General features: G+C 72.0%; 9 protein-coding genes. 2 read left to right on the top strand and 7 right to left on the bottom strand.

The genetic code is table 11. The features are described from left to right. The first annotated feature begins 76 nt into the window (after positions 1–76). Positions 77–937 carry a class I SAM-dependent methyltransferase gene (locus WMF31_RS02980; RefSeq protein ID WP_436600491.1) on the top strand — a complete coding sequence of 287 codons (861 nt, stop codon included), beginning with the start codon at positions 77–79 and terminating at the stop codon, positions 935–937. 77 nt (positions 938–1,014) lie between these two features. Here WMF31_RS02980 and WMF31_RS02975 read toward each other — a convergent pair whose 3' ends face one another. The 7 genes from WMF31_RS02975 to WMF31_RS02945 form a co-directional block, all read right to left on the bottom strand. Then, a complete protein-coding gene (locus WMF31_RS02975) occupies positions 1,015–2,160 on the bottom strand; it encodes a hypothetical protein (RefSeq protein WP_436600490.1) in 1,146 nt (381 codons plus the stop codon). Positions 2,161–2,470: 310 nt separating this feature from the next. Further along, positions 2,471–3,877 carry an MBL fold metallo-hydrolase RNA specificity domain-containing protein gene (locus tag WMF31_RS02970; RefSeq protein WP_436600489.1) on the bottom strand — a complete coding sequence of 469 codons (1,407 nt, stop codon included), beginning with the start codon at positions 3,875–3,877 and terminating at the stop codon, positions 2,471–2,473. Positions 3,878–5,590: 1,713 nt separating this feature from the next. Further along, a complete protein-coding gene (locus tag WMF31_RS02965; protein WP_436600488.1) occupies positions 5,591–7,000 on the bottom strand; it encodes a DUF1552 domain-containing protein in 1,410 nt (469 codons plus the stop codon). Next, positions 6,997–8,679, bottom strand: coding sequence for a DUF1592 domain-containing protein (locus tag WMF31_RS02960; RefSeq protein WP_436600487.1), 1,683 nt, complete (start codon positions 8,677–8,679; stop codon positions 6,997–6,999). The genes WMF31_RS02965 and WMF31_RS02960 overlap by 4 nt, the downstream gene beginning before the upstream one ends. Positions 8,680–8,987: 308 nt before the next feature. Then, positions 8,988–9,914 (bottom strand): BPTI/Kunitz domain-containing protein, encoded by a 927-nt coding sequence (locus tag WMF31_RS02955; RefSeq protein ID WP_436600486.1) that lies wholly within the window; start codon positions 9,912–9,914, stop codon positions 8,988–8,990. A gap of 303 nt (positions 9,915–10,217) precedes the next feature. Then, entirely contained in the window at positions 10,218–11,909 is a 1,692-nt protein-coding gene (locus WMF31_RS02950) for a metallophosphoesterase family protein (RefSeq protein WP_436600485.1), read from the bottom strand. Between the two features lie 130 nt (positions 11,910–12,039). Then, on the bottom strand, positions 12,040–13,419 hold the full coding sequence (locus tag WMF31_RS02945) for a DUF1501 domain-containing protein (protein ID WP_436600484.1): 1,380 nt from the start codon (positions 13,417–13,419) through the stop codon (positions 12,040–12,042). A 260-nt stretch (positions 13,420–13,679) separates the two neighbouring features. On the opposite strand from WMF31_RS02945, the gene WMF31_RS02940 reads away from it, so the two are divergent. After that, positions 13,680–14,843 carry a polysaccharide deacetylase family protein gene (locus WMF31_RS02940; RefSeq protein ID WP_436600483.1) on the top strand — a complete coding sequence of 388 codons (1,164 nt, stop codon included), beginning with the start codon at positions 13,680–13,682 and terminating at the stop codon, positions 14,841–14,843. Positions 14,844–14,851 lie beyond the last annotated feature (8 nt).

Below are 14,851 nucleotides of genomic sequence, written 5' to 3'. Positions count from 1 at the left end.
GCCGGAGGGCATGTGGCGCTCCAGTGCGAGCCATGACATCCTCGGCCGCCCCCACGGGGTGAAAGGGACCGGAGCGATGACCGAGGTTGCTGGACCGAACGCGGATCAGATCCGTTACTGGAACGAGATCGCCGGGCCGAAATGGGTGGCTCTCCACGATGTCATCTCGGCCCAGCTCCGGCCGCTGGGCCTCGTCGCCCTGGATCGCGCCGGCGTCGCCGCGGGCGAGCGCGTCCTCGACGTCGGCTGCGGCCTGGGCGAGACCACGCTCGAGATCGGCCGGCGCGTCGGCCCGGGGGGCTCGGCCCTCGGCCTCGATATCTCCGCGCCCATGCTCGAGCGGGCGCGCGCGGCGGCGCGGGCGGCGGGCGCCGTGAACGTCGCCTTCGAGCGCGCGGACGCGCAGACCGCGGCGCTGCCCGGGCCGTTCGATGTCCTCTACTCACGCTTCGGTGTCATGTTCTTCGCCGAGCCCGAGGCGGCCTTCGCCAACCTCCGGAAGGCGCTGCGGCGGGGAGCGCGGCTCGCGTTCATCTGCTGGCGCTCGCTCCCGGAGAACCCGTGGCTCCACGTGCCGGCCATGGCGGCGGCCAGGCACCTCCCGCTGCCGCAGCCCGACCCGCGCGCGCCAGGCCCCTTCGCGTTCGCCGACGCCGCGCGCGTCCGGGAGCTCCTCTCGCGCGCGGGGTTCGTCCGCGTCCACCACGAGCCGCTCGACCAGGAGATCTCGGTGGCAGGCGGCGCCTCGCTCGACGAGGCCGTCGATTTCCTCCTGCAGATGGGCCCGACCGCCGCCGCGCTGCGCGAGGCGAAGCCCGCGCAGGAGCTCGTCGAGCGCGTCCGGGCCGACGTGCGCGAGGCGGTCGCGCCCTACCACGGCCCCGAGGGCGCGCGCATGGCGGGCGCCGCGTGGGTCGTGACGGCGGCCGTGGACTGAGCGGCGCGCGCGCGGCGCCCGGGAGCGCCGCGGCACCACCGCCGGCGCGCCCGAGCAGGACCCCCCCGCCCTGCGGCTCACAGGACGATGAACTTGTCGTCCGTGTACACGAGGACGAAGCGCGAGTCCGCCGGCGCGCCGCTCTCATCGAAGCAGGCGACATTGACGTTCGCGGTCGTCTCGGAGCCGCCCCAGCCGACGACCTTGCAGTACTCCGGTCCGGAGCCGTAGGCCGTGACCTGCACGTTCGAGCCCGTCGCCGACATGCCGGGCAGGCTGACGGAATAGCGGCCCGCGGACGTGCGCGCTGCGGTGATGTCGATCCCCACGTCGCCCAGGTCCCCCGCGATGTAGCCCTCCTGATAGGAGAGGCTCGGCGTGTACGACGCCGCCGTCGGGTTGTTCGCCCAGGCGTAGCTGTAGGAGAGCCCGCCGTTCACCTGGCGCGAGCGCGCGAAGTTGAGGGTGAAGCGGCCGTCCGACGGGGCGCCCGCGCTGTCGAAGCAGCGCACGCGGACCACCGTGTCGCCTCCGGACTGCCCCCAGCTGCTGACCTTGCAGTGATCGCTGCCCGCGCCGTAGGCCGTCACCTCGACCGTCCCGCCGAGCGCGGTCTGCCCTGGCAGGGTGACCGCATAATAGCCCACCCCCTGGCGCGCGATCGTGTTGCTCGCGCCGCTCGAGTTGAACTGGTACATCGGGTCGGGCGTGTACGCCGCCGCCGTCGCGTTGTTCGCCCAGACGTACGCCTCGCCCGAGGATCCGGTGCCCGACTTGCGGACATACGCGACGCTGAACTTGGTGTCGACCGGCGCGCCGCCGGCGGTGAAGCAGTTGACATAGACATCCACGTCATCGCCGCTCCTGAGCCAGGAGTTGACCTTGCAGCGCTCGGAGCCCCCGCCGTAGGCCGTGACCTGGACATGGCCGCCCGGCGCCGTGCCCACGTCCGGAAACCGCACGCGATACCGGCCCGTCTCGAGCTGCGAGACGGTGTTGTCCAGGCCCTCCGCGAAGTTGTCTCCGGCGGAGTTCCGCGAGTAGCTCGAGCTCGCGGTGTACGAGCCCGTCGCCTGGTGCGCCCACGCATACGCCCATGCACGGGAGACGTACGCTTGCTGGGCGTCACCCACCTCGCCCTCCTCGGCCTCGTACGCCACGGCGCACCCTGCGCTCATGATGCCGACGACAAGCGATCCCAGCAGCAGTGCCTTGCTCCTCATGACATGCTTCCTTTCCACGACTTCGGTGTTGGATAACGGCCCTCGCCGCCCCGGCGCGACCGCGACAAGGCAGTTGCAACGCGCATGCCGCGCGCGGCCGCGGCGCGTCCGGTGATGGATCTGCCTCCTGTTCCGGCGACGAGACGCCGGATCGGGCGCGATCAGGCCGTGATCGCGATAGGCCGGCTGCGACCGGCGACCGGGGCGCTGCGCGTCGCTGTCACGCGCTCATGACACCCTCGCTGTCACGCTCCCGTGACAGGCGTCGCGCCCGCGTGTCAGGGGAGGGGGCGAGCGCGGGGCGCGCCGCTCAGGCGATCTCCAGCCGATCGCCGGGCGCCGGGATCACGATCGCGCCGTGCCCGCGCGCGCGGAGCAGGCCCGCGAGGATCTCCTGCGGCCGCGGATCGCCGTGGACGAGCGCGATCGTGCCGAGCGGCCCGCGCTCGCGGCAGCGGTCCGCGTAGCGGAGGAGGTCGGCCTGGTCGGCGTGCGCGCTGAAGCCGTTCAGGACCACGACCTCGGCGCGCCGCTCCCGCTCGACGCCGAAGATCTTCACCCGCGAGCGCTGCTCGACGAGCCGCCGCCCGAGCGTGTGCTGCGCCTGATAGCCGACGATGAGCACGGTGTTCTTCGGGTCCTCGATCCCGGCCTTCAGGTGGTGGAGGATCCGCCCCGCCTCGCACATGCCGCTCGCCGCGAGGACGATCGAGGGCCCGGGCTCGGCGTCGATGGCCTTCGAGGCCGCGACCTCCTCGACGTAGCGCAGATCCTCGAAGTCGAACGGCGAGCCCGCGCCGCGGAGGAGCGCGCGCGTCTCGACGTCGAAGCACTCGGGGTGGAGCCGGAAGACGTCGGTGATCTTCACCGTGAGCGGCGAGTCGACGTAGACCGGCAGCGCCGGGATCCGGCCGGCCCGGCGGAGCTTCTTCAGCGCGAAGATCACCTCCTGCGCGCGCTCGAGGGCGAAGGTGGGGATGTAGAGCTTGCCGCCGCGCCTTGCGGTCCGCTGGACGACGCGCGCGAGATCTTCGTCGAGCTCGTCGGCCCCCTCGTGGAGGCGGTCGCCGTAGGTGCTCTCGCAGACGAGCACGTCCGCGCGCTCGGCGACCTCGGGATCGCGCAGGATCGGGCGCGCGTGGCGGCCGAGATCGCCGGTGTAGGCGACGCGCCGGTGCACCGCGCCCTCCGCGACGTCGAGCAGCGAGACGGCGCTGCCGAGCACGTGGCCCGCGTCGAGGAAGGTGAGCCGCACCCCGGGCGCGACGGGAATCGGGCGGTGGTAGGGCGCCGCGACGAGGCGGGAGATCGCCTCGACCGCGTCGTCGTCGTCGTAGAGCGGCTCGACGCGCGGCGCGTCGCTCCCCTGCGCCTCGGCGCGGCGGTTGAGGTAGCGCGCGTCGGAGACCTGGATGGCGGCGGCGTCGCGCAGCATCACGGCCGCGAGGTCGCGCGTGGCGGGGGTCGCGTAGATCGGGCCCTGGTAGCCGCTCTTGACGAGGATCGGCAGGGCGCCGGAGTGATCGATGTGGGCGTGGGAGAGGACGACGGCGTCGATCTCGTGGACGGGGAGCGGGAGGCGGCGGTTGCGCTCGAACGACTCGGCGCGGCGGCCCTGGTAGAGGCCGCAGTCGAGGAGGACGGTGGCGTCACGCGTCCGGAGGAGGTGCATGGAGCCGGTGACGGTCCGGGCGGCGCCGATGAACTCGAGGTGCACGGGTCCGGATGATACTGGCCCGCGCGCGGTGTGGAGAAGCGCGAACTCGGTGGACTGGGCGGCGGATCACGATCGGACGGCGCTCCACCTCATCGCGCGTGACGCCCACCGTTCGCTCAGGCCTCTACAGGGGCTAGCACTACTGCGGGAAGTTGCCCTGGATCAGCAGAAGAACCGCCATGGCGCCAACGACGCCAGGAGAGAGGGGAAGGGTTGTCCCTCTATTTTCCCTTCTACTTCCCTGGTTTCTTGGCGCCCTTTTCGTCATGGCGGTTCGTCTCTCGGCCCGACTTCCCGCAGTAGGCGTGGGAGCACAGGAGCGCCGATCGACGCGCGGCGGTGGAGGCGCTGTACCGAGGCGCAATCGCCCGATGCACGGCGGCCCCTTCCCTGTGCCGGGCGACCTACCTCCGCCGTCATGCGAGCGCGCATCTCGCGCTCGGCGGCGCGCCGGTTGGTTCGATGCTCGCGTTCGCCGAGCCGAGCTGGAGCCACGCTGCCTCTGCCGAGGCGGTCGCCCATGTCCTCGCCGATCTCCGGCGCTTGCGCGAGCGCATCGGAGCGGAGGTGGAGCAGTACGGTTCCCTGACTCCCCCGCTCGCCGCGGCGCTCGTCCGCTGCGCGGCAGCGCAGGGCGCGGCGGCGACGCTCGGAGACGCGGCGCCGTGGGCGAGCCCGGATGCGGATCTCGTGACTCCCTTGCTCGATGCGGACGCGGCGCGCGCCTCGGCGCTGCTCGCCCTCGCTGAAGCGGTGTCATTGCCCGCCCGGGAAGGGGTCCGCGAGCGAGCGTTCGAGATCGCCGATCTCACGGGCGCGCAGTGGGCGAGCCCTCCAGCGCTGCTCGCCATGGCGGTGGCGGCGGAGGGCGAGAGGCGCTCGAGGTATGCGCGCGCCGCGCTGGACGCCGCGCGCCAGTCGGATGGGCAGGACTCGCCGTGGGTGCTCGTCGCCGTGGCGGGGCTGCTCCCCGAAGAGGAAGCCCAGCAGGTGGCGGCGGATGCCATCGAGCGCGCTGGAGGGGCACCGGCTGCGCTCGTGCCTGGGCCGGGGCTGGGCGAGGCTTCCGCCATCGCGCTCGAGCGAGCTTCCCGCTCGTTGCCCGGCCCCCGGCGAGCTCGCCTCCTCGCCCGGCTGCTCGGCGGTTTGCCGGCAGAGGGAAGAGCTCGTGCTCTTCAGGAGATCGAGCGGCTCTGGACGTCGTGGTGCTTCGAGGAGAAGGAGGAGACCGAGGCAGTGACCCCCTACCTCTCCGAGCCGCTTCTGGAGAGGGCGCTCGAGGAGGTGCCGGTCTGGCCCGTGCACGCCCTCGGGGCACGCCTCGTCGCGCTCGGACGAGAGGACGAGGCGCGCACGCTCGTGCTGCGATGGGCGGGGAGCAGCGCAGGGTACCGGGCGGATGCGCTGCTCCGCCTCGGGGAGAGGCTCCCTCCGGGGCGGCGGCCGGGGGCGGAGGTACAGGCCCTCTTCGAGGAGCTCACCCCGGAGGAGGGAAGACGCCGTGCTCGCGGCAGCAGGAGAGGTCACCCTGGCTGGACGATGGCTGCGCACAAGAGGACGAAGCCGATCGCCGATAGCAGGGGGCATGCCATGCAGCGCAGTCGCCCAGCGCGGCGCACGCGCACAGCGTGGAGCTCGGCGCGCAGGACGACCGGCGCGCCCGGCGCGCGCTGGAGCGCCTCGCCCCGCGCGCGCCGCGCCCCAGGGCCGCGATCAGGCCTTGAGCTCGTCGAACTCGCCCGGCTTGCCGAAGGAGCCGAAATTCTCGATCGGCCCGCCGCCGTCCTCGGTGCAGCCGACCGCGTTCGCCAGCGTCGTCAGCAGCTTGTTGTGCGGCGCGTCCCTGTCGTTCAGCGTATTCGATTGCGCCGTCACCTTGATGTACTGCCCCGTCTTGAAGTAGCCGCCGCAGCTCCCCGCGATGATGTACGGCAGGTCGCGGAAGTCGTGGCGCTTCCCGTCGGAGAGCTCGTTCATGTACACGACCGCGCAGCTGTCGAGCACGGTGGCCCCGCCCTCCTCGTAGCTGGAGAGCCGGTCGAGCAGGTAGACGTACTCGCCCATGTACCACCGATCGATGTCGTAAAGCATCTCCTCGTAACCGGCCACCTCTTCCCCGGAGTCGTCGTCCTTCGTGTTCCCGTGGGAGAGCTTGTGATGGTTGTACGTGTGGCTCATCCCGTCCCACCGGAAGATCGGCCCCGCCGCGCCCGAGCCCCATTGCAGCGTGGCCGACCGCGTCGCGCCGGACGCGATCGCCAGCGCGAGGATGTCCATCTGCATCCGGCCGATCTTCCTGAACTCGGCGTCGAACGACACCGTGTCCGGGTCGATGCCCTCGATCTCGGCCGCGCGGTCCGGCGGGAGCGCGCGCGGGATGAGCCCCGAGTTGCCCATGTCCACCTCGAGGTCGCGCACGGTCTGGAAGTGCATCTCGAGCTTGTCGCGATCGGACTTGCTCAGCGGCTTCTTCAGCAGGGCCTCGTACTCGGCCGAGACCAGGTCGAGCACGCTCTCGCGGCGCTTCGTGAGCCGCACGAGCGCCTCCTCCTCGAGGTCCCTCACGCCGATCAGGTCCCGGTACGCGAGCCACGGGTTGTTCTCGCCGGCGACGGGCTGCTCGCTGCCCTTGTACGAGATGTGCCCGAGCACGGTGGGCGTCCTCGAGCCGACCATCAGCGTGAGCGCGGGCGTGCCCGGCGGGTTGATCTTGTTCGCGATGAACTGGTCGAGCGAGATCCCGTCGGGGTACCGGCTGCCCTCGAGCAGCGGCTGCGCCGTGAGCTTGCAGCCCATCCCGCGCATGTGATCGTCGCCCGCGGTCGGATCGAACCCGTAGCCGCGCGGCGCCATGTGAATGCCCCGCGGGATCAGCAGCCTGTCCCGGTAGCCGACGAGCGGCGCGATCGCCCGGTCGGCCCCGAACGACGCCTCCGTCAGCGCGCCGTACGACGTGCCCGGGAAGAACCGGGCCATGTTCACGCCGTTGCACATGAAGAAGGCGATGAACCGGCGCGGCGCGCCCGCCGGATCGGCCTTGGCGTCGCGCGGCAAGAGCGACTCGAGGAACGGCAGCCCGAGCATCACCCCGCACGCGCCCCGCAAGAACGTTCTGCGATTCATTGCTCCACCTCTTCCACGGCCCGGAACCGGAACGTCTTCGTCTGCGTGAGCGAGACCAGGAGCTCTTTGATGTTGTATCCCGACGCGCGGAGCTGCGCGTCCAGCGCGTCGATCGTGCACGTGTCCTCGCGCGAGAGCTGGCGGGCGTTGGCGTAACGGTACCAGTTCGTCAGGTAACACCGCTGTGCGACGGGGCTCTCCGCGAGCTGGGTGACGAGATCGACCGCGCCGTCGAACCGGATCGCGGCGCCCCCGACCTGGAGCTCGCCGGTCGGATCGATCGCCTCGCCGTCCTCGTCCGCGCGATACCGCCCGACCGCGTCGTAATGCTCGAACGCGAAGCCCGCGGGGTTGATCATGGCGTGGCACTTGTTGCAGCCGTCCGGGGACGTGTGCGCCTCCACCTGATCCCGGGTCGTCCTGATCTCGCCCGCGATCGGCGGCAGCGTCGTGTCGATGTTCGCCGGCGGATCCGGGAGCGTGGCGCAGAGGATCTGCCGCTGGAGGAACACGCCGCGATGGATCGGCGAGGTCTTGTCGAAGAACGCGTGCGCGCTCAAGAAGCCGGCCTGCGTCAGGAGCCCTGCCCGCTGCGCCGGGTCGAGCGGCGTCCGCACGAGCTTGCCCGAGAACGACCCCTCCACGCCGTAGATCGGGGCGAGCCTGTCGTTCACGAAGCCGACAGGCTCGGTCATGAGCGTCGCGTAGTCGGCCTCCATCTCCAGGATGACGTGCCGGATGAACTCCCGCGTCTCGGCCTTCATGGCCGAGGACACGCCGGCGTCGAACCCCGGATAGAGCGCCGGGTCCTTCGAGAGATCGTCGTAGCGGCCCAGGTGGAGCCACTGGTCGTGGAAGTCGGAGAGGGCGCTCGCCGCCCTTGGGTCCTCGAGCAGGCGCCGCGCCTCGACCTCGATGCCCTCGGGCGTGCCCAGGGCGCCGCTCTCCGCCCGCGCGAGGAGCGCGTCGTCGGGCGTGCTGTTCCAGAGCAGGTACGAGAGCCGGGTCGCGACCTCGTAGCCGTCGAGCGGGATGATCCGCTCGTCGTTCAGCGCCTCGCTGAGCTCGACGCGGTAGAGGAAGCGCGGCGACTGGAGCATCGCCTCGATCACGTGGCGGACGCCCTGCTCGAACGGCGTGCCCGCCTCGAACAGGCCGTCACCGCGGCGGTAGACGGCGACGTACGCCTCCTCCTGCGCCGCGGAGAGCGGCCTCCTGTAGACGCGCTTGCCGAGCTCCTGGATGAGCTGCCGGGCGCACGCCTCGCCGTCGCCCTCCGGGGCGCAGGGCAGGATCCTGTCGAGCACGCCCCGGTCGGCGACGACGCCCTCCGCGATCGTCTCCGCCGCACGCCGGTAGTCGCGGGCGAGGCGGTCGGAGACGGTGAGCGCCTTTGCGTTGTTGTCGAACCCGTCGAACGCCGGATCCGCGAGGAAGGCCGCCGAGGCCTTCATGTCCTTGCCGAACAGGTCCCGGATCGTGTTGTCGTACTGCGCGTGCGTGAGCCGCGTCAGGCGCGGGGTCGGGCCGGGCGCGGTGACGCCCGGAGCGCACTGGATCTCGGCGCCGGGGTCATCGACCGGGGCCGGATCGTCGGCATCTCCACTCTCTCCCGAGCACGCGGCGGCGCTGGAGAGCGCGAGGGCCACGAGCAGGATCCTCGGGGTGCTTCGGTCCACGGGCAGCTCCCTTCGCGAAGAGTCGCAAAGCAAGAATCTACGATCGATCCGGAGAGAAGGGTATCGACGGCGAGCGCCGGCCGTCAACGCGGGGCGGCCGCGGCGCAGCGGATCTCCGTGGTGGACCGGGGCGGTTCAGCGATGCCGGTGAACACGGCCGTGACGCGCTGCGCCCGAGCCTGTGCCGTGCTGTACGACAGGGACGCTGACCGGCGGAGGTGCGCGGGAGGGAGGGTGAAGAGGGGGAGAGGTGGTGAGGAGAGAGGGGATCCCGAGGCGAGCGCGCGGGACGGCCGGCCGCCGTGCGGTCAAGGCGCCTTGAAGGAGGGCTGGCACCGGCCCTCCACGCAGACGGCCGCCGTCCCCGGCGGGTAGATGGGCGCGCACGCGGGACACGCCACGGGCCCGTCGGGGCAGACCAGCGCCGCGAGATCGGCGTTCCGGTTGATGGCGACGATGCCTTCTCCACTGCACCCCTCGCAGCAGCCGAGGCCGTTGCGCAGCATGCACTCCGCATCCTCGGTGCACTCCGTGAGCGGCGACTCGCGCACGTCGAGGACGACGCACTGGCCGCGCTCGCAGGTGGCGGTGAAGTACTGGGAGGTGCGCTCGGCCTCGGTGACCTCCGGGCACGGCCCGCACGCGACGTCTCCGCACCCCGTGGAGGCCTCGTAGGAACCCGCCACGGCCCGGTTGATGGCGACGAACGCGCGGGCGTCGACAGGGTCGCAGGAGCCGCAGCAGCCCGGGCCCGCGAGCATGCACTCGCCCGGCGCCTCGCAGGCATCCATGTCAGGCGCGCCGCCCTGACAGGCCTGCTGGCACTCCTCGAGCGAGTCGAACCGGTTCGCGTTGCCCTCGCACCCGCCGTAGGTGAACGGCTTGCACAGGCCGGTGCTCGCGTCGTGCCAGTATTTCGGGAACGCCGCATCGCAGGGGCCGACCTCCATCGGCAGCGTGCACGCGTCGGGCAACCCGCCGCCCCCTCCCACGCCGCTGGTCACCGCGGTCGTGGTGCCCCCGCCGCTGCCCCCCACGCCGCCGGTCACCGCGGTCGTGGTGCCCCCGCCGCTGCCCCCCACGCCGCCGGTCACCGCGGTCGTGGTGCCCCCGCCGCTGCCCCCCACGCCGCCGGTCACCGCGGTCGTGCCGCCCGCGCCCGGGCCCCCTCCCCCGGAGCCGCCCTCGTTTATCGTCAGGCTGCAAGCCGCAGGGAGCAGAAGGGAGGTAAGCAAGCCAAGACCCAGGGTTAAGCGTCGGAGCATGCCAGGAGCATCTGCAATCGACGTGCCCTGGACGTCCGGCGGGCGAGGCCGCAGATCGCCCGAAAAATCGGGGCTGCCAGGCCAGGGTGTGCCACGCCGGCGCGGCACACCCTGACGACGTCGTCGAGGTGGCCCCCCGCGGCCTCACGCCCCGCACCGCGGAAGACCTCATCCCACCTTCCGCCGGCGGGGCCGGCATGCGCCGGGCGCGGGCGCCCGTCATGCCCCCCACCCCCGGTCACGGGGGGTGGTCACGCGCGCGTCACGCGGGGATCATGCGGTGATGTCGAGCCGCGGGAGCTGCTCGCGGAAGAACGAGTTGTACTTGGGATCGTTGTACCGCTCGTACTCGATCACGAACGGCGTGAGCTGACTGACACCACCCTTGTAGCGAATGGTGAGGGCCATCGGCGTGACCTCGCGGTAATTGCTCTCCGGCGGCAGGTCGTCGTTGATCTTGCCGCCCGCGGAGAACAGCGTGAGGAGCGTGCCGTCGGGCTCGTCGTACACGACGCGAAAGCCCTCCCGGATGCGCTCGTGGCCGCGGATCAGCGTGGTGCAGCCGAGCTTCTGCAGGAAGCTCCTGAACTGCCGCTTGCCGAACGGGAAGCGCGCGGTGGCCTTCTGGAGCTCCGGCGGGATCGTGTCGACCTCGCTGGGATCGCTCCAGAGCATCTGGAACCGGATCTCGGGGTCGTTGAGCGACGCGATCGACCGCCACTTGGCGGCGAGGGTGTCGTCGCGGGGGATCCCCGCGTGGACGAAGAGGATGCGGTCGAAGACCAGCATGTTGGGGAGCGCCTCGAACAGGCGCATGTACGCGGCGAACACCTCGTTCGGCGCGATGGCCGCGAGCGAGCTCATCGCCTCGGCGGGCCGCACCGGCGCGAGCACGCGGCCGTTCAGCTCGACGTAGTACTCGTGGTTGCCGCGCAGCACGAAGACGTGCTCGGGCGCCGCGAGGAAGAGCTGCATCACCGTGCGCAGGACGCCGTTGTAGCTGAACCGGCCGCGATCGATGTAGTCGCCCAGGAAGACGAGCATGGGCCGCGGGGTGTGCGCCGGGTCGTCGCGGTGGGCCTGCACCTTGGCGAAGAAGTCCGCCTGCATCAGCGCCGCCTTCAGGCACGAGTAGCAGCCGTGCAGGTCGCCGATGACCAGGAGCTCGACCTCCTGCCCCGGCGCGGGCGCGGCGACGTAGACGTGGCCGTCGAGGAACGGCGCCTGCCCCGCGAAGCCCGAGAAATCCAGCGCGCCGTCGAGCCGGCCCGCGCCGAGCGCGCGCTGCTCCGCGAGCCGGGCCTCGAACCTGTGCATGAGGTCGAGATCGACCTTGGCCTGCTCCGCGAACGTGGCCGGATCGGTCGCGTAATCCCACTCGAACGCCTTGAAGAACGGGTGATCGACCTCGCGCGCCCGCTTGCGCGTGGCCGGGTCGATCACCACCGCGCCCTGCTCGACCGCCTCGATCTCCACGTCGTCGATCTCGACCGGCGCCGAGAGGAGGGCGACGAGCTCGTCGCGGAACCGCTCCTCGTCCGGGTGGACGATGCCGTCGGCGTACATGAGCCCGTCGACGGTCGCGAGCAGCGCCGCGCGGTTGTCGTCGTCGAAGCCGTCGAGGAGCTCGAAGCAGCGGAGCTTGAGCTTCGCGAGGACGTAGTCCCTCGGGTCCTCGCCCTCGGCGACGCTCTCGGTGAAGTGACTCTGGATCTGGTGGTCGATCTCGGAGAACACCTCGTGGAAGTGGTTGACCCAGCGCGCGGTGACGTCCTCGTTCGCCTGGGCCTCGTCCCCGAGCGCGTCGCGCGCCCGCTGCTCCACGAGCTCCTGGATGTGGGCGCGGATGAACGATTTCTCCGTGGGATCGAGGTCGCCGTCGATGTACCCGAACGCGGTGAGATAGTAGATGATGGCGTGCATCTGCTGCTCAGCGACGCGTGGATCTGGGCTGAACGACATCATCAGGCAGCTCTCCTCTCGCGGTGGTCTCCCAGGGTAGCGCAAGACGGGCGCGCCGCGGCAACGGCCGCGCGGCCGCCGGCCGCCGGCCGTCGCCGCGCGGCGCGTCGCGCGGCGACGACCCGCGGCCGCGTCACGGGCCCCGGAGCAGCTCCGGCACCACCTCGCCGTCGCGCAGGTGCTCGCGCGGGGAGATGCCGAAGGCGAACAGGAACGTGGCGAGCAGATCCGGCGGGGCGATCGGCCTCGGGCCGTCCTGGAACGTCTTCGCCGGGGCCGGCAGGAGCTGCTCCGGATCGGTCCTGCCGAAGGCGAGGTCTCCGCGGAAGCGGGGCGAGATCACCATCGCGGAGTTGTTGGGGTAATGGTCCCGGCCCATCGCCGTGTTGAGCTGGGGAGCGCGGCAGAAGTCGCTCGTCACGAGGATGTGCGTGTGATCCGAGAGCTTCTTGCCCGCCCGGGTCGGGTGAGGGGCCTTGTCGAGCGCGCCGAGGAGCGCCGCGATGAGGTCGAAGAGCTCCTGCTGCGTGGCCGCGTGCTGGCGGTAATTGGCCGTGTGCGTGTCGAATCCGCTGCTCGAGAAGCTCACGCAGCGGACCACGTTCCGCTGGATCGCCTCCAGCGCGAACGCCGCGTTGACGGCGGCGGGCCCGGCGAACCGGGCCGCGTAGTCGAGCTCGGGGTGCGCCCGCACGAGCCGGCCCCGCGAGAACACCTCGTGGAGCCCGGATTTCAGCATCTTGCCGAGCCCCTCCGCCTGGAGCGAGAAGCCGTCCAGGGCCTCGCTGCGGCCGGCGCGCGCGGCGAGCGCCCTGGCCTCCTCGGAGAGGAGCGCGGTCACCGCGGCGCGGTCGTCGTCGGTGTCGTAGAGGCGCGCGCGCGTGAGCGTGCGGCTGATCGTGCCGATGTCCGCGACCATGAGCGGGGCGGCGCGGCGGTCGAGGCGGCCGCCGACGAACGCCGAGGGGTACTGCACCGAGACGACGGGGAAGGTCTGGCTCGCGCCGAGCTCGCTCGCGCAGATCGCGTCGAGGCTGGACGACATGGCGCGGCCGCCGCCGAGGTGCCTTCCGGTCGTCGCGAACGCCGTCCCGTCGGGGTGACTCACGGTGTTCATGGCGAGCCCGTTGACGATGCAGAGCCGGTCGTACAGGTCGGCGAGGCGGCCGATCGCGGGGCCGAAGACGAGGTTGGATCCCCGCGGCCTCACCGGCGTGAAGCTCCTGGCGGCGCCGCTCCCGGGCGCGTCAACCCAGCGGCGGAGCGGCGCCGTGTCGGTGTTGTCGGTCGTCGCGGGCTCGATCAGGCCCTTGCGCTCGTTCCGCGGATCGGCCCAGAGCGTGACGTCCCAGCCGCCGGCGGCGTGAATGAAGAGGAAGAACTCGTCCTCGACGGCCCGGGCCTCGCCGGCGAGGGCGCGCGCCGGGAGGGCGACGGCGCCCGAGAGCGCGGCGCCGGCAGCGGCCCTGAGCAGCGCGCGGCGCGGGAGATCCGGCACTCGATGCGCTGCCATCGGAGGCGAAGTCTGCCCCCGGCGAGGGCGGTGCGCAAGCGCGCGGGCCGGGGGCCTGCGGCCGCCTCGATTCAGCGACTCGAGCCGCGATCCGTCCCCCGCGCCGCCCCACGGACACCCGCGCTTGACGCGGGCTCGACGGGCTGCCTACGCTGAAGATCAGCACGGTGGTCAGCGCGATGCCCGCGTGGAGAAGAGGCCTCTCCGGAGAGGTACGAAGGCGCTCATCGCTGATCGCCGGCGGTCTCTTTCTCGGCAGCATGGTGGGCCAGGCTTGCTCCTCGGCGCCCAGCGGCGGCCCCGACGGCGGCGGCGCGGGCGCTGCGCCCGGCGGCGCGACGGCCTCCGGCGGGGGGACGGAGGGGGCGGGCGGCGGCCCCATCGTCGACGAGACGCCGAGGTTCGCGATCGAAGGCGTCACCACGTGGCGCCACGGCGCGAGCGCCGCATACACCCTCATTCACGACGACACCTGCGGCGCCGGCCTCGACAATCAGCTCTCGCTCGCCGCGCCGGCGCTCGGGCGGCGCGGGCTGCGCGCCTCGTTCGGGGCGATCGTGCAGAGCTGCGTCGAGCGCGACCTCTGGGGCGCGCTCCGGGAGCTCATCGCGCAAGGCCACGAGATCGTCAACCACAGCTTCAGTCACCCCGATCTGACCATGCCCCCGGTCGACCTGGCCGTGGAGATCGACGGCGCGCGCGCGACGCTGGAAGCCGAGCTGTCCGGATACGGCATCACCTTCTTCGTGTTTCCCCTGGACGCGTTCAACGACGAGCTCGTGGACCACCTGCGAGCGCAGGGTTACCTCGGCGCGCGCGCGGGCGCGCGGGGCCTCAATCCGCCGGATTACGAGGACGATCTCCGCATCCGCTTCGATGTCTTCGGCCCCGGCTACTCCGTGTACGCCGGCGCCGCAGGGACGCCGTGCGCGGCGGTGGCGCCGGGCGACGAGGCCGGCGGCGCGCCCCCCGCGTGCCGGCAGTACATCCTCGATCAGCTCGTGGAGGACGCGATTGCCGCCGGCGGCTGGGGCGTGCGGGAGCTGCACAGCGTCGCGGGCGAGGCCTGGGAGCCCGTGCCCATCGACGAGTACGAGGCCCACCTCGATCTCGTGAGGGACAGGATCGACGCGGGCTCGCTCTGGATGGACACGGCGAGCGCCGTCGTCCGCTACCGCCGCGCCCGCGAGGCCTGCCCGCCGCCCGTCGTGAGCGGCGACCGGCTCGTGTTCGCCCCGCCGTCGGGGCGCTGCGCGGCGTACGCGACCCCGTTGACGTGGATCGTCAAGCCGCTCGCCGGCGCGCCCACGGCGCTCTCGGCGATCCAGGACGGCGTGCCCCTGGACACCCGGGCCGTCGGCGACGGGCGCTTCCTCGTCGACGCCGACCCAGCTGGCGGCGCCGTCACGCTCTCGGCACAATGAGCGCCGGA

The sequence above is a fragment of the Sorangium sp. So ce1036 genome (assembly GCF_051369805.1).
Lineage (GTDB): Bacteria > Myxococcota_A > Polyangia > Polyangiales > Polyangiaceae > Sorangium > Sorangium cellulosum_F.
The sequence above is the reverse complement of the archived record's forward strand: the minus strand, read 5'-3'. Positions and strand labels throughout refer to the sequence as shown.